The organism is Bifidobacterium sp. LH_419, assembly GCF_056356955.1.
The window spans coordinates 94,535-111,989 of record NZ_JBKEVG010000011.1 but is presented as its reverse complement, the minus strand read 5'-3'; the positions used below and the strand labels follow the sequence as shown (position 1 = coordinate 111,989).

Below are 17,455 nucleotides of genomic sequence, written 5' to 3'. Positions count from 1 at the left end.
GTGCCAACGATGCCCCAACACACATGTAAACCATGCCCCAGGAGACCCCGTCAACCATGCCCCAAGACATGCGTCAACTATGCCCCGAGACAATACACCGACAGCTCCCCCTCAAAGGGGGAGCAAAGTGGGTTGCGCCCCCTGAGAAGGAGACAAAGTGGATTGCGCCCCCTTGAGAGGGGGCGCGAAGAGGATTGTCATGCGTGTGACGCATGGCGGATTGCGCCCCCTTCAGGGGGAGCTGGCCGGCGAAGCCGGACTGAGGGGGTGCGGAGGGTCCGCAATATGGAATGAGACATGGGCGGCGGTATGTCCAGTTCGCGATGTGAGACGCAACGGGAGGCGTCTTACCGGCGCGGACGTGCCGAAACCGTGACGAAACAAGGATTTCCACCCCGAAAACGTCGCTCCGCATGCCGACTACCTCAATAATCCGCAAAAATCAAGACTGTTGTTCCGGGAATTTTTTCTCTATCGTTCTGATGGATTGTGAAATTAGAGAGGAAGACCCTGGAATGTCCGCGTTGCTCAAGCGCGTTCCGGTGAAGCTCGTCGCGTTCGCCGGTGCGTTGATGATGATCGTGGCGATGGCCGTGACCCCGTTCGCCGCCGTCCCACAGACCGCGCTCGCCGCCGGCTCCTCGTCCGGACTGTCCTCCGCCACCAGCAAGGCCACGGACTACAAGACGTGGTCCGCGGTCTCCGAGGCGATGGCCGAGCAGCTGCAGGACGGCCAGCAGGAGTACGAGGACGGCAACACGTCCGGCGCGACTTCCGACTTCATGGCCGCGTACAACTCGATCTACGTCGCCTCCAACTTCACCGCCGTCGTGAACTCCACGATTGGCGCGGACAAGCAGACCTCCCAGCAGCAGGCGTTCCAGGACATCCAGAACCTCTCCTACGTGCCCGGCAACAACGATGAGCTCGATCAGAAGATCACCGCGCTCGTCGCCGACCTCGACGCCACCGCGCAGCAGCTCGACGGCAACGCGCAGCTCGCCAAGCCGAAGGCCTACGCCGAGGCCCTGCAGGCCGAGCTCGACAAGGAGCGCAAGGAGCTCGACGCCAAAAAGAAGAAGAACCCGGGCAAGGGCAACCGTTCCTGGACCGACGTGGCCAACGAGATGACCCCGATTCTCGACAACGCGTACAAGGCGTACGAGAACGGCGATGGCGCCAAGGGCGCCACGCTCGTCAACGACGCGTACTACCAGTACTACGAGAAGCTCGGTTTCGAGAAGAACGTGATGAACGCGATCTCCGGCAACCGCGTCTCGCAGGTCGAATACCAGTTCAAGATGACCCGTTCCGCGATGAACAAGGGCAAGGACCTCAAGTCCACGAAGAAGCTCGTCGACGACCTCAAGGCCATGCTCGTCAAGGACGCCGGCATCCTCGACGGCGGCGCCGCCGACAAGGAGGGCGGTTTCACCAAGTTCATCACCAGCGCCGTCGGCCAGGCGTTCCTCATCCTCATCCGCGAGGGTCTTGAGGCGTTGCTCGTCGTCGCCGCCGTGATCGCCTACCTCGTCAAGTCCGGCAACAAGCGTTTCACCAAGTGGATCTACCTGGGCGTCGTCGCCGGCCTCGCCGGCTCAGGCATCATCGCCGTGATCTTCACGCTCCTGTTCGGCGGCTCCGGCCCGCAGCAGGAGATCATGGAGGGCGTGTGCGCCCTGATCGCCATGGGCATGCTCCTGTGGACCAGCAACTGGATGCTCAACAAGTCGAGCGTCGAGGCGTGGAACCGCTACATCCGCACCAAGACCGAGGCAGCCGTCAAGTCCGTCTCCGCACAGGTCGAGGCCGGCGAGAAGGTGGCGTTCGGCACGATCGTCTCACTCGCCATGCTGAGCTTCCTCGCCGTGTTCCGCGAGGGTGCCGAGACCGTGATTTTCTATCAGTCCATCTACTCGATGAGCCAGGATTCGAAGGGCATGTGGACGGGCGGCATCGCCGCGGCCGTCGTGCTGGTGATCATCTTCCTGATTATCCGCTTCACCTCCGTGAAGATCCCGATCGGCCCGTTCTTCCTCGTCACGTCGATCCTGATGTCCGTGCTGGTCGTCGTCTTCGCCGGCGGCGGCGTGCACGCGCTCATCGAAGGCGACCTGCTGCCCGCCATCTACCTGGACGGCGTGCCGACGAACGACTGGCTCGGCTTCTACCCGTACGTCGAGTGCATCGTCGCGCAGGTGCTCGCGGCCGTCGCCGTGATCGCGCTGTTCGTGGTCGGTTTCGCCAAGCAGCGCAAGCTCAAGGCGTCCGCAGCGAAGGCCGGTTCCGCGAAGGCCGGTTCCGCCAAGTAAGACTTTCCCGAGTAATCGATAATTCAACCAACAAGCTGTGAAGTCCCTGTTGTGGGGTTCCTTCACTCCCACAAGAAAAGGATAGAGAAATGATGAAGAACAAGAAGATCGCCGCCCTGCTCGGCGTGCTGCTCGCCGGCTCCATGGCGTTCTCGCTGGCCGCCTGCGGCTCCTCCAGCGACACCTCCTCCGCCAAGTCGGACTCCTCCTCGCAGTCCTCCGACACCAAGTCCGACTCCTCCTCCGACGCCGGCACCGGCTTCGAAGAGGTCCCGGTCGGCCCGTCCGGCACCGCCGAAGAGCAGGATCAGGAAGTCGGCCCGCTGACCGTCGGCGCCGTCTACTTCCAGCCGATCGACATGGAGCCGTCCTCCATGGGCCTCAAGGCCGCGGACGCCTCCTTCCACCTCGAGGCCGACATCCACGCCAACAAGAAGGGCACCGAGCTCGGCTACGGCAAGGGCGACTTCATCCCTGACCTGACCGTCAACTACACGATCATCGACAAGTCCACCGGCAAGGAAGTCGAGGGCGGCACCGCCACCTCCGGCACCTTCATGCAGATGAACGCCTCCGACGGCCCGCACTACGGTGCCAACGTCAAGCTCGACAAGGCCGGCACCTACCAGCTGAAGCTCTCGATTGAGTCCCCGGCCAAGAAGGGCTGGATGCTCCACGTCGACCCGGAGACCGGCGTCAAGGGCCACTTCTGGACCGAGCCCCTCGAAGTCACCTTCGACAACTGGGAGTACACTCCGCGTCAGTGGTGATTTCCGTAGGAAATCACCACGGCGGAGTGGCCGAGCCGTGAAGCGAACAGCCGTTCGCGTAAGCGAACGTCCGTTATTCGCCGGTGATGCCTCCCTCTGACGGGACATCGCCGTGAAGCAAACGCCAGAGGCGTTTGTAGGTGATGTGCGAGCCGCCAGGCGAGCCGACATGAGGTCGGCCGCAGGCCGTCCGCAGTTGCGGACGAGGTGGCATCGCGAAGCGATGACGGAGGGAGAGAAGAAGAGCGGCGCAAGCCGCGGAGAACACGGTATCGGCCGAAGGCCGATTCCCTCTCATCACGGCTGCCGCCGCGGTCTCTCCCCCAGTCGGCTTCGCCGACAGCCCCCTCGTCAGAGGGGGCTTCAGTCCGTTTTGCGGTAATCTCTCCCTCAGTCCGCCTATGGCGGTCAGCTCCCTCATCGCAGGGAGTCGCATACAATCGAAAGGGCGCGAATGCTGGAACAATTCGTTGCGGTGATGCCGGGGACGCTGGCACCCGCGTTGCTGGTCATGTGCCTGAGCGTGACGCTCACGGTCGGCGAGGGCAAGGATAAACCGTTCAGCGCCCATTGGCGTCTCTACGGCCTGCTGCTCGGCACGGTCGCGGCCATCGTGTTCGCCGCCCTCAGGGCCACCGCCGTCATCAACCAGCGCACCTTCGTCAACCAGCCGGTGCTCACCGTGGCCGTCGTCGTCGACGTGCTCGCCATCGTGGCCGTCATCGCCGGGCACTGGATTACTACGGACTGGCGCAAACACGCGCCGCTCATGCACGCGGCCAACGCGGTCGGCGCCCTCGCCATCGCGCTCACCGTCTTCTACGCGCTGCCCGATGTGATCCTCCAGCTCACGATCTGGGTGGAGCCGGGCGAGACCGCGTTCACATCCGCGATGCTGCTGCGCGCGCTCGGTTTCGTGCTCGGCGTCGTCATGTCCGTCATCGTCGCGGCGATCTTCCGCACGATGCGCAACACCGCCGTGCGGCCCGCGTTCACCGCGGCCGCCGCACTGATGATGGCGATCCTGTTCGTCCAGCACGCGACCGGACTGCTGCAGATCATCCAGGCGCACTCGCTGCTCTTCCCGCACTTCCTGTTCCAGCCGCTCGTCTGGTCCATCAACCACAACACGCAGATGATCATCGCGCAGGGCGTCGTGTTCGTCATCCCCGCCATCGCGTCGATCGTCGCCGGCTTCCGCACGCCGACGAAACCGCGCGACGGCGAGAACGAGGCCGACGTGCGACGGCACAAGGCGTTCCGCCGTCGTGCCGTCGCCGCGGCCGTGTGGAGTCTCGTCGCCGCGATCGGCGTGACCGTGACGCTCACCGCGGGCGTCGCCGCGACCACGCGCACGATCACGCTGTCGCCGCCGGAAGCGTATTCGCTGAAGGACGGCGTGGCGACGATTCCGTTCAGCCAGGTCGAGGACGGGCATCTGCACCGCTTCGAATACAAGGCGAAGGACGGTACCTCGATGCGGTTCATCATCATCAAGAAGAACGGCGGCGCGTACGGCATCGGCCTCGACGCGTGCGAGAACTGCGGCGACGCCGGCTACTACGAGAAGGACGGCAAGATCATCTGCAAGAAGTGCGAGGTCGCGATCAACCTGGCGACCATCGGCTTCAAGGGCGGATGCAACCCGATCCCGTTCCCGTACAAGACCGGCAACGGCAAGATCACGATTCACACCGCCGACCTGGACGCCCTAAGCGCCCACTTCCAGTGACTATGCATGCGCCCCCTTCAGGGGGAGCGGGGTGGAACGTGAGATGGTCTCCCTCGTCAGAGGGAGGCAACAACGGAACAAGGAGGAACAATGTTCTTTCTGCGAATGATCGCGCGGTCGTTCACGCGCCAGTTGCGGCGGCGGCTGCTCATCGCACTCACCGTGTGCCTGTCGGCTACGGTGAGCGTCGCGATGCTCGGCGTCGTGTTCGACGTGGGCGACAAGCTCAACGCCGAACTGTCGACGTACGGCTCGAACATCACCGTGCAGCCGAAGTCGGACGCCGTCGTCTCCGATCTGTACAACACGGAGGGCGCGACGGGCGGCGCGGCCGCCGAATCCGACCCGACGTCGTTCCTCAAGGAGTCCGACGCGGCGAAGATCAAGACGATCTTCTGGGCATTCAACATCACGAACTTCGCGCCGCAGCTCAACGTGCACGCCGAGGTCTCGGGGGCGGACGGTGGCGCCAAGGCCACCGCGCCGATTGTCGGCACGTGGTTCAACAAGAAGCTGAAGCTCGAATCCGGTGAGACCACCGTCGTGGGCGTCGAGGGCATGCGCTCGTGGTGGACGCTCGACGGCACGTGGCCGAAGGACGATTCCGATCAGGGCGTGATCGGCGCGACGCTCGCGCAGCAGCTCGGCGTCAAGCGCGGCGACACGGTCACGCTCACCAAGAAGACCGCGTCCGGGCAGACGCATACGCAGAAGATCAGGCTGACTGGCGTCTACGATTCCGGAGACGACGAGAACGGTTCGCTGTACATCGCCTCGTCCACCGCGCAGGTGCTCGCCGACCTGCCCGATTCGATCGACAAGATCGAGGTGAAGGCGCTCACCACGCCGGAGAACGATCTGGCGCGCAAGGCCGCGAAGAATCCGGCCGCGTTGAGCCAGGACGAGTGGGAGACCTGGTACTGCACCGCCTACCCGAGTTCGATCGCCTACCAGATCGAAGAGGTGATTCCGGGGGCCGTCGCCAAGCAGGTGCGTCAGGTCGCCGCGCTGCAGGGCAACGTCCTGCAGAAGACGCAGGCCGTGATGATCCTGATGACGGTGCTGAGTTTGATCGCCGCCGCCGTGGCCGTCGCGAACCTGATGGTCGCGTCGATCGGCGAGCGCTCCAGCGAACTCGCGCTGCTCAAGGCGATCGGCGCGACCGACGGCGCGGTCTCCCGCCTGATGATGGCGGAGACGGCGACCGTCTCGCTGCTCGGCACCGTGGTCGGCGCGGGACTCGGTTCGGGCGTCGCGCAGATCATCGGGCAGGTGGTGTTCGGTTCCGGCATCACGATGCGTCCGATGGTGTTCGTACTCGTGTTCGTGCTGCTCGCGCTCACGGTCGCGCTGGCCAGCGCCTCGTCGATCCGCTCGATCCTGAGCCTCAAGCCCGCGGAGGTGCTCCATGGTCGCTGATCGTCAAACTATGCGGCCCCCTCTGATTGAGGGGGCTGTCAGCGAAGCTGACTGGGGGAGAGACGAGTGGTATGGTGACTACCCCTCAGTCGTCTGCCGACGACAGCTCCCCTGACAAGGGGAGCCAAGAACGTGAAGGAGGGTTGCGATGACGAATACCGGCATGTTCTTCCGGATGCTGTTCAGCGCCGTGTTCCGCCGCCGTTCGCGTGCGGTCATGGCGGTCATCGCGTCGATGGTCGGCGCGGCCACGCTGTTCTGCCTGGCGATGATCTGCATCGCCGTGCCGCAGCAGATGAACCAGGAGATGCGCGCGTACGGCGCGAACCTCATCGTCACGCCCACCGGCGATTCCGGTTCGAGTACGGAGTCCGACGCCTCGGCATCCGGCGATTCCGCGTCGGCATCCGGTGATTCCGATGCGAAATCCACCGGCATCGACGCGGCGATGGTGCGGCACACCACCGAGATGGTCGCGGCGAAGGGCTCGCAGAAGCACGCCGCCTACCGTTACGAGAACGTGCGCGTCAACGCCGCGCCGTACGTGATGGCCGGCGTGGACGCCGCCCAGGTGAAGAACCTCAACCATCATTGGGTGGTGGACGGCTCCTGGCCGACCGCCGGCAAGGTGCTCGTCGGCCGTGACGTCGCCGACGCGATGGGTTTGAAGGTCGGCGGCTCGATCACCATCGGCTACCGCGCCTCCGACAACGCCTCTTCCTCTTCGGCCTCCACCGCCGAATCCCCCGAATCCGACGCCGCCTCCCAGTCCTCGCAATCGTCGCAGCAGATGCGCGACGGCCGCGTCAACAGCGACATCATGGACACCACCGGAACCGAGTTCCGCGTGGCCGGCATCGTCGACACCGGCGGCAGCGAGGACTCCATCATCTACGCGACCAACGCCGACGTCGACAAACTCACCGGCGTGAAGCGCGGCGTGGACGTCATCGAATACTCGTCCGGTGCGAGCGACCTGAACGCGCTCGTCGCCAGCATCAACGACATGACGTCGATGCACGTGAAGGCGCAGCAGGTCACGAAGATCACCGCATCGGACACGCGCATCATCACGATGCTGCAGACCCTGTTCTGGATCGTCTCGCTCGTCGTGCTCGTGCTCACGCTCGTCGGCGTCGGCACGACCATCAGCTCGATCGTCTCGCAGCGGCGCAACGAGATCGGCCTGCGCAAGGCGCTCGGCGCGAGTTCCGCCGCGATCGGCGTCGAATTCTACGTCGAATCCGCGATGTACGGCCTGATCGGCGGTCTCGTCGGCACCGCGATCGGATACGGGCTCGCCAGCTGGCTGTGCGTCGCCGTGTTCGAACGCGCGATCGCGTTCAACTGGGCGCTCGGCGTCGCGTCCGTGGTGCTCGCCGCGCTCGTCGCCGTCGTCGCCTCCATCCCGCCCGTCCACCGCGCCACCCGCATCGACCCCGCCATCGTGCTTCGCGAGGAGTAAGAGGAGTAAGGAAAACCACCATGTTGCTTGAACTCGACCATATTTCGAAGATCTACGGCGACCTGCATGCCGTGGACGACCTGAACCTCACCGTGCCGGAAGGCGAATGGCTGGCGATCGTCGGCTCGTCCGGCTCCGGCAAGACCACGCTGATGAACATGATCGGCTGCATGGACTCCCCGTCGAAGGGTTCCGTGAAGCTCGAAGGCCGCAAGCTCGAGGACCTCAACGCCTCGCAGCTCGCCGACATGCGCAAGAACATGATCGGCCTCGTGTTCCAGAAGTTCTACCTCGTGCCGCATCTGACGGCCGTGGAGAACGTGATGGTCGCCCAGTACTACCATTCGGTCGTCGACGAGGACCAGGCCATGAAGGCGCTGGAGCGCGTCGGCCTCAAGGACCGCGCCCACCATCTGCCGAGCCAGCTGTCCGGCGGCGAGCAGCAGCGCGTGTGCATCGCGCGCGCCCTCATCAACGAGCCGAAGCTCATCCTCGCCGACGAGCCGACCGGCAACCTCGACGAGAAGAACGAGAAGATTGTGCTCGACCTGTTCCGCCAGCTGCACGAGCAGGGCACGACGATCATCGTCGTCACGCATGACGCGCTCGTCGCCAGCTGCGCCCAGCGCGAAATCATGCTCAACCACGGCGTGCTCGTCGGCGAGAAGTGGAACGACGAGGCGGCGCGCAAGGCGTACGAGGCCGCCGGCGGACGCCCGGCCTCCACCGGCGCGCAGGTCGAGGGCGCGCAGACCGGCGAGACCGCCATCGGCTTCGCCGACCCCACCAAGGCCGCCAAGACCGGCGGCGAGGACTGAGCGGCCGGCGGCTAGGATGGTCGATATGCACGAACAGAGGAACGACAACACACGGAAGGCCGTCAGGACGGTCGCGCTGACGGCCGCGACGCTGGTGCTGCTGGGCGGCGTCGCCGGCTGCGCCGAGTCGAAGGCCACGCCGATGGACGACCAGTACGCCGGCAATTCGGGCGAGACCGAGAAGTCGCAGGAGGAGCAGTCGCAGTCCGGCGACTCCTCCGACTCGTCCGGCTCGTCGTCCGATTCCAGCGATTCCTCCGCCGCGAAGGACACCGGCAACTACAAGGACGGCACGTATTCGATCAACGGCCAGTACGGCCCGGTGGGCGAGGACTCCATCGACGTCCACATCACAATCAAGGACCAGAACGTCCAGACCGTCGAGGTGATCGGTCACCCGTTCACATCGATTTCGAAGAAGCACCAGACCGATTTCGCGAACGCGATCAACGGCGTGGTGGACGGCAAGCCGCTCAAGGGCCTCAAGGTCGACAAGGTCGCCGGTGCCAGCTGGACGTCCGACGCGTTCAACAAGGCCCTCGACCTGGCCCGCGAGCAGGCCTCCATCCAGTAGCCATCCAATATCCGCCGGCCGCCGGTCTCTGGCCGCCGGTCTCCGGGGTCTCAACAGCGTCCCCGTCGCTTTTCGGCGCGACTATTCCCGGGAATACGCGGCTTCGTCCGGGAATCTTTGCACTGATTGGTCCTCAGCGCAATAAATCCCGGAAGAAAGTCCCATTTCCCGGGAAAACTTGCACTGACCGGTTCTCAGCGCAACTATTCCCGGACGATACCTCAGTTTTCCGGGATTCCTTGCGCCGAACGATGTGCAACCGTGAAGCCGCGTCGCCGTGAAGCCATGTCGCCGTGAAGCCGCGTACACTGGTGGGGTGTCTGAATGGGATACATGGTCATCCGCCGCGCGGACTCGGTCCGGCGTCGCGCGGGCCGGCTCCGGCATCATCCGCACCTGGCCTGCCGCCGCCCGCCTCTGGTTCGCCGACCGCCGGCCGTCGGCCTTCACCGTCGCATTGCGCGAGCGCTTCACCCTCTATCTCGCCCTGATCGTCGCGTGCTGGCTGCCGTGGATCGCGCTCACGTGGCCCGGTGCCATGCGCGACGACACGATGGCCCAGTATCTCCAGGCGATGGGCCTGCACCACTACTACACGCAGCATCCGCTCTTCGACACCCTGATTTTCGGGCTCTTCTGGCATCTCGGCGCCGCGGTCTTCGGCTCCCCGCTCGCCGGCCAGGCCGTCTACACGATCGTGCAGGCGCTCGCCCTCGCCGCCGGCATCGCATTCATGCTCTGCTACATCCGCAAGCTCGGCGCGCCCCTGTGGCTCGTCACCCTCGGCCTCGTCTACACCGCGACGAGTTACGTGGTCGTCGCCGCCTCGACCACGATGGGCAAGGATTCCCTCCACACGGTCTTCTTCCTCCCGATGGCGGTGATCTTCGCCGAAACATGCCTCACGCGCGGCCGCGTGTTGCGCCGCATGCCGGTCGCCGTCGCGTTCACGTTGCTCACGTTCGCGTCCGTCGCGTCGAAGCGCACGGCCCTGCCCATCGTCGTCTGCGCCGGCATCGGATTGCTGTGCGTTTGCGCTGGGCGGAAGCCCCGTCGTGATGATCTCCCCGCCGGCACCGCCGCGCCGCGCCTTTCCGACCGCGTTCGCGCCGCTATCTGCCTTGTCGTCGCCGTCCTCCTCGCGCAAGGACTGTTCGCACCGATCGCCGCCGCCGCGACCCATGCGACCCCATCGCCCGGTCGCGAGGTCTGGGGCATCGTCACGCAGCCGGTCGCGCGTCTCGCCCACGACGATCCGTCCGCGATTGACCCCGCCCAGCGCCGCGCATTGGACGGGATCATGGATCTCGACAAGGCCGCCACGACCATCAATCCGCACCGGTCCGACGAGACGTTCCATACGCTCAAGGAGCCGCGTCGCGCCGACGACGGCACCGTCGTCGCGCCCGGTCCGACGACCGCGCAGAAGCTCGCGGCCGTGCGCGCGTGGGCGCGGCTCGGCCTCGCGCATCCGCTCGTCTACGCGCGCACGTATGCCGCCCAGACGCGCGGATGGTGGGATCCGCGCGTCAATTTCGCCTACCCCACGGACTCCGACTATCTGCTGCGCGGCGGCTATCTGAAGCAGTGGTCCACGTATCTGACCGCCGCCAAGGTGCGCCGCGCTGGCGGCGGCACCGGCGGCTCCGGCACGTCCGCCGGGTCCGCGCGCATGGCCGCCATCGCGCGCGACCTCGCGCCGCTCGCCGGCACGTCGGCGCGGCCGCGGTGGGCGCGCGACACGTTGCGCTCGGTCCGCGACTGGGTGCGCGGCACGGGCGCCGGCACGGTCGCGGCGGCCTCCGGCACCGCCGCCGGCAATCCGTTCACGTCGATGGCGCTCTATGTCACGTGGATTCCGTCGGCAGCCGCGATCGCGTTGATTGCGGAGTCGGTGACGCGACGTCGCCGTCGCACCGTCATCGCCGATTCTCGTGATTTCCGTGATTCCCGTGATGACGGGGGATTGCTCGCGGGCGTCGACGCGTCGATCGGCCCGCGTGTCGCCGCGTTCGGATTGCTGGTCTTCACCGTGATGTCGCTGTACGCCTCGCCCGAGGCGCTGTTCTGGTATCCGATTCCGGTGTTCACCGGCCTGCCGCTGTTCACGGCCCTGCCGTTCCTCCGCGATGCTCACGGCTCGCTCCACGCCTGATACGGTTCGCTCCGGGATTCGGCACGGAAAACCGTGGCAAACCCCGGAGCGAACCGTGACGACGAGCGAGCGAACCGTGACGTTCCCGGACCGGACCCCTACGCCATGATCTTCGTGCTCTCCACCTTGGCCACGTACCACTGGTTGAACCGCACCAAAGGCTTCCTCAGCACGAGTCCGACGAGCAGGATCGGCGGGACGAACAGCAGCAGCGCGCCCAGCGCCCGCCAGTAGTCCATGTCGTAGATGCCGGCGATGGCCGCGCGGATCATCGTCACCGAGTGGGTGACGGGCAGCGCCGGACTGATCGCCCCGATCCAGTTGGGCAGCATCTGCAGCGGGTAGGCGGCGTTCGAACCGGAGATCTGCACGATGAGCATGAGCACGCCGATCGCCTTGCCTACGTTGCCGAAGCTCACCACCATCGTGTACGTGAAGAACGAGAACACCAGCGAGCTCACCCATCCGGTGAGCATGAACAGCAGCGGATGCACGGCCTGCACGTGGATGAACAGCAGCGCGCCGCCCAGCGAGAACGTGCTCTGCAGCAGCGCGATCAGCGCGAAGATTCCGTAGTGGCCGAGGTACATCTGGTGCGGCCGCGGATCACCGAGCTCCTTGCGCGTGCGGCGCGACACCGTGGTCTTCAGCGTGACGACCATGAGCAGTGCGCCCACCCATAGCGGCAGGAGGATGTACAGCGGCGCGAGCGACGAACCGAAGTCGCTCACCGGGAACAGTGCCTTGCGCGTGAGCTGGACCGGCGCCGCCAACGTGGCGGCCAGCGTATCCGGATTGTTGCCGAGCACCTCCCGGACCGTGCTCATGTCGCCGCTGTCCAACGCGGCCGCCAGCTTCTCGTCGAACGAGCCGAGCTCCTCGCCGGCCTTCGCGAGCTTGTCGGACACCGATTCCAGTGTCTCGCGCACGTCGGCCAGATTGGCCTGCGCGTCCGCCGTGGTCGTGTCGAGATCGCCGAGCGTGCTCCTGAGCCGCGTGGCGCCCGCGTCGAGCACCTGCGTGGCGTCGGTCACCGAGGCGTTCAGCTGCTTGAGCTGCGGTTTGACCTGCGTGTCGAAATCGGATTTCACGCCGGCGATCGCCTGTTTCGCCTGCGTGGCGAGACTCTTGACCTGCGCATGCTGGTTCTGCGCGTCCGTGTTCTTCGCGCGCACGGCGTTCGCCGCGTCGGTGAGCCGCGTCTGGATCGTCTGCTGCAGGGCGATCGCCGTGTCGAGACGGTCGAGCATCGGCTGCAGCGCGGGCTGCAGGTCGGTGGGCAGTTTGGCCTGCAAATCGGCGATCGACTGGCGGATCGTCTGGTAGTCAGCAATCTGCGTGCCCACGTGCTTCGCCTGCGTGTCGAGCGCGGCTGCCGTGTCCGTGGCCTGCTTGCCCGCGTTCGCATACAGGTCGTCGACCGAATCGGCGACCGCGCCGTAGCTGTTCGCGCTGGCGGCGAGCGCGCTGGCGAGCGTGTCGGCGGCGGTGGTCATCGCGCCGGAGAGGTCGGTCGCGCCCTGTTTTGCGGTTTCGAGCTGCGTTCCGGCGGCGTCCGCCGCGTCGGAGGCGGTGTCGAGCAGCGCGTCGGATTCGGTGAGCAGCGAGCTCGCCGATCCGGTGATCGTCGCGTAGCTGGACAGCATCGACGAGGTGTCGTTGAGCGTGGTCGCGAAGTCGCCGATGTTCGCGCTGAACCGGTCGAGCGCGGTCTTGGCGTTTGGCGAGGAGAGGTCGTCGGCGAGCTGCGACGCGATCGACAGGGCGGTGCCGGTGAGCGTCTTGGCGAACATCTGGTTGACCTGCGTGCTCACCTCGTTCGCGCCCTCGTTGGTGAGGTTCGGGGCGAGCGCGTTCTTCTTCTCGTTGTTGTAGAAGTCGATCTTCACGTGGTCGACGTCGGCGGAGAAGAAGGTCATCATCTTCTTGCTGAAGTCCTTGGGGATGACGATCGCCGCGTAGTATTTGCCGGATTTCGCGCCGTCGATCGCGTCGTCCTTCGTGGTGATCGTCCAGTCGAGCTGCGAGTTGGCGCGCAGCGTGTTGACGACCGTGTCGCCGATGGTGATCTTGATGGGGATCAGATCGGACTTGTAGCCTTCGTCGACGCTTGCGACCGCGAACTTCAGGTTCTTGAGGTTATCGAACGGGTTCCAGCTGGCCGCGATGTTGAACCAGGTGAACAGGCCGGGGATCGCGACCAGGCCGATCGTGATGATGATGGAGACGACGTTGCTGGTCATGCGCCTCACGTCGCCGGTGAACAGTCGCCAGATCGTCCTCATCGCGCGGACCTCCCCTCGTGGTGTTGGTTGCCGTTGTGCTGGTCGCCGCCGCGCGTGTCGAACGTCTCGAACGTGTACGTGAGCGGCTTGGCGAGCTTCTCCTTCACCCGCCGCCTGTTGCGCTCCCGCAGCCGCTCCTTGTCGCGGATGTACGCGCGGATCGCCTCGTCGTCCAGATTGCCGAGCTCCACCTGCCGGCGCAGGCTGTCGTTCATGAACTCGATGGTGACGAGGAACGCGATGATCAGCAGGATCCAGACGATCCACGTGAGCAGCGCCTCGAGCTTCGTGTTCGTGGTGAGCGAGAACGTGACGGCGAGCACGATCGGCACGACGATGCCGGCGACGAGCGCGCCGCGCTTGAGCCGCGGGTAGTGGACGGCGAAGCGCGCCGCCTGCCGCTCGATGCGCTCGCGGTAGCCTTCGTGGCTGGACAGCATGCGCACGGCCGTGGAGAGCCGGTATTCGGTGCCGGGCATGTGCACCGGCTCGCCGATGATCATGTCGCTCTCCTCGATCTCGCGCGCGAACAGGCGGTTCACGTTCGCCATGAGAGGGCGCACGATCAGGCCGAGCGCGAGGCCGATCACGGCGAACAGCAGCAGGTGCGCGATCCGGGTGAACCAGTGGGCGCCGTAGAATCCGCCGATCGTCTCGCGGAACGCGTCGATCGAATACGTGAACGGGAAGAACGGGTACAGGTTGCGGAAGAAGTCCGGCATCATCTCGATCGGATACAGGCCGGACGCGCCCGGGATCTGCAGGATGATCAGCGCCACGCACACGCCCTTGCCGACGTGCAGGAACGTGGTCGACAGCGCGTAGATGAGCGAGGCGTACACGAGCGACGTGATCACGCCGGTCAGGACGAACGCGAACGCGTTCACCGTCTGCACGCCGAGGATGAGGTCGCCCACCGTCGTCACGAATCCCTGCGCGGCCGCGAACACGGAGAACAGGGTGAAGCGGCCCAGATAGCCCTGCGTGATCGTCATGTTCTCGATGCCCTCGTCGTCGGTCTCGAGCTTCAGGATCACGGCGAGCGCGAACGCGCCCACCCACAGCGCCATGTTGGTGAACAGCGGCGCCATGCCGGAGCCGTACGCGTTCACCGGGTAGAGGATCTTCGTGTCGAGCACGGTGGGGGAGAGCATGAACTCGGCGATGCGCTTCGTGTCGAGCGTGATGCCGCCGTCCGCGCCGCTGGTGCCGAACAGTTCGCCGAGCATGCTGGACGTGTCGAGCGCGCGCAGGTCGGTGGCGACCGTGTCGAGCCGCGTCTGCACGCCGGCGAGCGCCTTGTCGGTGTCGCCGAGCGCGGTGACCGTGTCGGCGGCCGCGCGGTCGATCTGGTCGAGCACGACGTTCGTCTGGCTGATGAGCGTGCCCTGGCTGGTGAGGCCGCCGGCGAGCGTGCCGGTCGTGCCGGCGAGCGTGTTGAGGCCGCTGTTGAGCTGCGGCAGCGCGCCGGTGGTGAGCGTCTTGCGCGCGTCGGTCGTCGTCGTGAGCGTCGACTGGGTGGCCGTGTTGAAGGTCGTGGCGAGGCCGGAGACCGACGTGACGGTCTTCGCCGTGTCGTCGTTGAGGGTTTTCGCGTTGGCGAGCGTTTCGGCGGTGGCCGCGTTTTTATCTTCCAGATTTTTGATGATTCGGTTGAGCGTCTGTACGGCTGTGTCGTCCGTTGGCAACTGTCCGACGATGGCCTTGAGCTGGTCGAGGACCTGCTTGTTCGTCTGGTTGACCTGCGTGAGCGTCGTCACCGCGTCGCCGACCGCGCCGTTCGCGACGGTGATGCCGCCCGCCACCCGCGTGACGCCGTCCGTCGCCTGCTGCGAGGTCTGCGACAGCAGCGACGTGCCGGTGTCGAGCGTGCCCGACGTGGTCGCCACGAATGTGTTGAGCGTCGACTGCGTAGCGCCGATGAGCTGCGACGCGCTGCCGAGTCCGGTGCTCGCGTCGGCGGCGAGGCGCTGCACGTCGGCCAGCGCCTCACGCGCCTGTTGCGTCTTCTGCGGCGTCGTTTTGAGCGTTTCGGCGAGTTCCTTGACCTTGCCGCGCGTGTTCGTCACGTCGCGTAGCGCGTCGTCGAGGGATTGCAGCGTCTTCGTCTGGAGCGTGCCGGCGGTGGTCTCGACCGTGTCGGTCGCCTTGTTGACGGTTTCGGAGAGGACCTCGCTTACCGTGGAGACGAACGTGCCGTTGACCTGCGTGTCCACCGTGCTCGCGCCGATGTCCGTGATCTTCGGGGCGATGGCGCTCGCCTTCTCGTTCACGTAGTATTCGAGTTTCGGTCGCGCGCCGCCGGTCACGACGCCGGCGAGACGGTCGCTGAAGTCCTTGGGGATGACGATGGCCGCGTACGCCTTGCCGGATTGGACGCGGTTCATCGCCTCGGCCTCGTCGGCGAACGTCCAGCCGAGCTGGTGGTTCGCCTTGAGTTGTGTGATGATCTGGTTGCCGAGGTTCTGCTTGCCGATGAGCGCGCTGTTCGTGCCTTTGTCGTTGTTGGCGACGACCACCTGGATGCCTTGCGTGTTGCCGTACGGGTTCCAGAATCCCACGATGTTGAACCATGCGTACAGCGGGGGGATGAAAGTCAGTCCGGCGGCGATGACCCATGCGGCCGGCACTTTCAGCATGCGGATGAGGTCGCGTTTCACGATCGCGAGAACGTTGCCCATGCCTGTGATTCCTTCTACTTGCTGTCGTTCGATGCTGTTGCTCGAAACGATTTTTCAGTGTTCACCCTAGTGGAGGGTGATGAAGGAACCCCGCCGATTGCCGTGTCGCTAGTCAATCTGCCCAATTTGTGATGGCTGATGTGTGCTTATTTTTGGCCCCCCTCTGACGAGGGGGCTCCCGGCGAAGCCGGGTGGGGGAGAGATAGCTGGAACGTGACGTTCGCGGTATCTCTCCCCCAGCCAGCCGCCGGTCATGAGGCGATGGAATCGCCGGAGGTGGTGGAGCCGGATTCGGTGTCGGACGAACTGCTGGACGAACCGGAGCTGCTCGAACCGGAGCTGCTCGAACCGGACGAGTCGGAATCGCCGTTGGAGGAGCCGCCCTGGCCGTTGGACGAACCGCCGGGGCCCATGCCGCCGCTCGGCGGCTCGCCCATCTGGCCGCCCATGCCGCCGCCCTGGCCGTTGCCGTTCGAGGAGCCGCTGGGCATCTGGCCCATCTGGCTCGTGCCTTCGCCGCGGCCGGAATCGGAGAACGCGGTGACGACCGCGCCGCCCGCGATGCCGCCGAGCAGGCCGCACACCAGCGTCACGCCGGCGATGATCGCCACCGTCTTGCCGCCCAGCTTCGGATGCTTTGCCTTGCCGTCGCCGGGAGTGCCGGGGAAGCCGTTGGATGCGCCGGGAATACCGGTGCCGGGCGTTCCGGGCGCGCCGTTGCCGGTTGCGGCGACGGCCGGATCGCCCGGCGCATACGGTGCCTGCGGTGCGCCCGGCGCCGCGAACGCGTTCGGGTCGGCGGTGCCCGTACCGGTTCCGAATCCGGTGCCGTTGCCGGCCGGAGTACCGGCGTATCCGGCGTATCGGGACTGGTCGCCGACCGGCTGGTAGGCCGGCTGCTGGGCGGACGCCCACGCCGGCTTCGCGCCGGCGGCCGTCCGGGCTGCGTCACCGGTGGTGTTGCCGGTGACGCTTGCGGTGCCCGTGGCCGCGGTGCCGGCAACGCCACCCGTCGGCGGCAGGGTCTGCGTCGCCGCGGCGGCGCGCGCGTCGGCCGCCGCCGGGCGCTCCTTCTCGGGGATGACCTGCGTCGCGTCGGTCGCGGCGGTGGTCTTGGTGTCGAGCACCTGGGTCTTGTTCGTGTCGTTGGTGGTCATGGCGGGGTCCTTTCGCGGGAAGTGTGGGTGAAGTTGTGAGGTGGTCTCTCCCCCAGTCATCCTTCGGATGACAGCCCCCTCGTCAGA

General features: G+C 65.9%; 11 protein-coding genes. 8 read left to right on the top strand and 3 right to left on the bottom strand.

Features of this window, described 5'->3' with window-relative positions:
• Positions 1-572 precede the first annotated feature (572 nt).
• The 8 genes from AC1AYX_RS08125 to AC1AYX_RS08090 all read left to right on the top strand — a co-directional run bounded on the left by AC1AYX_RS08125 (position 573) and on the right by AC1AYX_RS08090 (position 11,245).
• Positions 573-2,312 (top strand): FTR1 family iron permease, encoded by a 1,740-nt coding sequence (locus tag AC1AYX_RS08125; protein WP_476503009.1) that lies wholly within the window; start codon positions 573-575, stop codon positions 2,310-2,312.
• A gap of 89 nt (positions 2,313-2,401) precedes the next feature.
• Positions 2,402-3,082: an iron transporter gene (locus AC1AYX_RS08120; RefSeq protein ID WP_084686236.1), complete on the top strand. Its 681-nt coding sequence runs from the start codon at positions 2,402-2,404 to the stop codon at positions 3,080-3,082.
• A 454-nt stretch (positions 3,083-3,536) separates the two neighbouring features.
• Positions 3,537-4,814 carry a Fe-S-containing protein gene (locus AC1AYX_RS08115; protein ID WP_476503005.1) on the top strand — a complete coding sequence of 426 codons (1,278 nt, stop codon included), beginning with the start codon at positions 3,537-3,539 and terminating at the stop codon, positions 4,812-4,814.
• Between the two features lie 90 nt (positions 4,815-4,904).
• The gene (locus AC1AYX_RS08110; RefSeq protein ID WP_476503004.1) at positions 4,905-6,233 is read left to right on the top strand and encodes an ABC transporter permease; all 1,329 of its coding nucleotides are present in this window, start codon (positions 4,905-4,907) and stop codon (positions 6,231-6,233) included.
• Between the two features lie 148 nt (positions 6,234-6,381).
• Positions 6,382-7,698, top strand: coding sequence for an ABC transporter permease (locus tag AC1AYX_RS08105; RefSeq protein ID WP_476503003.1), 1,317 nt, complete (start codon positions 6,382-6,384; stop codon positions 7,696-7,698).
• Positions 7,699-7,718: 20 nt separating this feature from the next.
• Positions 7,719-8,516, top strand: coding sequence for an ABC transporter ATP-binding protein (locus AC1AYX_RS08100; protein WP_476503002.1), 798 nt, complete (start codon positions 7,719-7,721; stop codon positions 8,514-8,516).
• Positions 8,517-8,541: 25 nt separating this feature from the next.
• Positions 8,542-9,090 carry an FMN-binding protein gene (locus AC1AYX_RS08095; RefSeq protein ID WP_476503001.1) on the top strand — a complete coding sequence of 183 codons (549 nt, stop codon included), beginning with the start codon at positions 8,542-8,544 and terminating at the stop codon, positions 9,088-9,090.
• Between the two features lie 316 nt (positions 9,091-9,406).
• A complete protein-coding gene (locus AC1AYX_RS08090; protein ID WP_476503000.1) occupies positions 9,407-11,245 on the top strand; it encodes a DUF6020 family protein in 1,839 nt (612 codons plus the stop codon).
• A 98-nt stretch (positions 11,246-11,343) separates the two neighbouring features.
• Here AC1AYX_RS08090 and AC1AYX_RS08085 read toward each other — a convergent pair whose 3' ends face one another.
• The 3 genes from AC1AYX_RS08085 to AC1AYX_RS08075 form a co-directional block, all read right to left on the bottom strand.
• Positions 11,344-13,530 carry a YhgE/Pip domain-containing protein gene (locus tag AC1AYX_RS08085; RefSeq protein ID WP_476502999.1) on the bottom strand — a complete coding sequence of 729 codons (2,187 nt, stop codon included), beginning with the start codon at positions 13,528-13,530 and terminating at the stop codon, positions 11,344-11,346.
• Positions 13,527-16,211 carry a YhgE/Pip domain-containing protein gene (locus AC1AYX_RS08080; RefSeq protein WP_476502998.1) on the bottom strand — a complete coding sequence of 895 codons (2,685 nt, stop codon included), beginning with the start codon at positions 16,209-16,211 and terminating at the stop codon, positions 13,527-13,529. The genes AC1AYX_RS08085 and AC1AYX_RS08080 overlap by 4 nt, the downstream gene beginning before the upstream one ends.
• 251 nt (positions 16,212-16,462) lie before the next feature.
• Positions 16,463-17,368: a hypothetical protein gene (locus AC1AYX_RS08075; RefSeq protein WP_476502997.1), complete on the bottom strand. Its 906-nt coding sequence runs from the start codon at positions 17,366-17,368 to the stop codon at positions 16,463-16,465.
• Positions 17,369-17,455 lie beyond the last annotated feature (87 nt).

Bases quoted from the DNA above. Each gene is read 5' to 3' on its own strand.
- AC1AYX_RS08105 (WP_476503003.1), top strand. From the start codon at position 6,382: ATGACGAATACCGGCATGTTCTTCCGGATGCTGTTCAGCGCCGTGTTC.
- AC1AYX_RS08095 (WP_476503001.1), top strand. From the start codon at position 8,542: ATGCACGAACAGAGGAACGACAACACACGGAAGGCCGTCAGGACGGTC.
- AC1AYX_RS08075 (WP_476502997.1), bottom strand. From the start codon at position 17,368: ATGACCACCAACGACACGAACAAGACCCAGGTGCTCGACACCAAGACC.
- AC1AYX_RS08085 (WP_476502999.1), bottom strand. From the start codon at position 13,530: ATGAGGACGATCTGGCGACTGTTCACCGGCGACGTGAGGCGCATGACC.
- AC1AYX_RS08120 (WP_084686236.1), top strand. From the start codon at position 2,402: ATGATGAAGAACAAGAAGATCGCCGCCCTGCTCGGCGTGCTGCTCGCC.
- AC1AYX_RS08100 (WP_476503002.1), top strand. From the start codon at position 7,719: ATGTTGCTTGAACTCGACCATATTTCGAAGATCTACGGCGACCTGCAT.
- AC1AYX_RS08110 (WP_476503004.1), top strand. From the start codon at position 4,905: ATGTTCTTTCTGCGAATGATCGCGCGGTCGTTCACGCGCCAGTTGCGG.
- AC1AYX_RS08125 (WP_476503009.1), top strand. From the start codon at position 573: ATGATGATCGTGGCGATGGCCGTGACCCCGTTCGCCGCCGTCCCACAG.
- AC1AYX_RS08080 (WP_476502998.1), bottom strand. From the start codon at position 16,211: ATGGGCAACGTTCTCGCGATCGTGAAACGCGACCTCATCCGCATGCTG.
- AC1AYX_RS08115 (WP_476503005.1), top strand. From the start codon at position 3,537: ATGCTGGAACAATTCGTTGCGGTGATGCCGGGGACGCTGGCACCCGCG.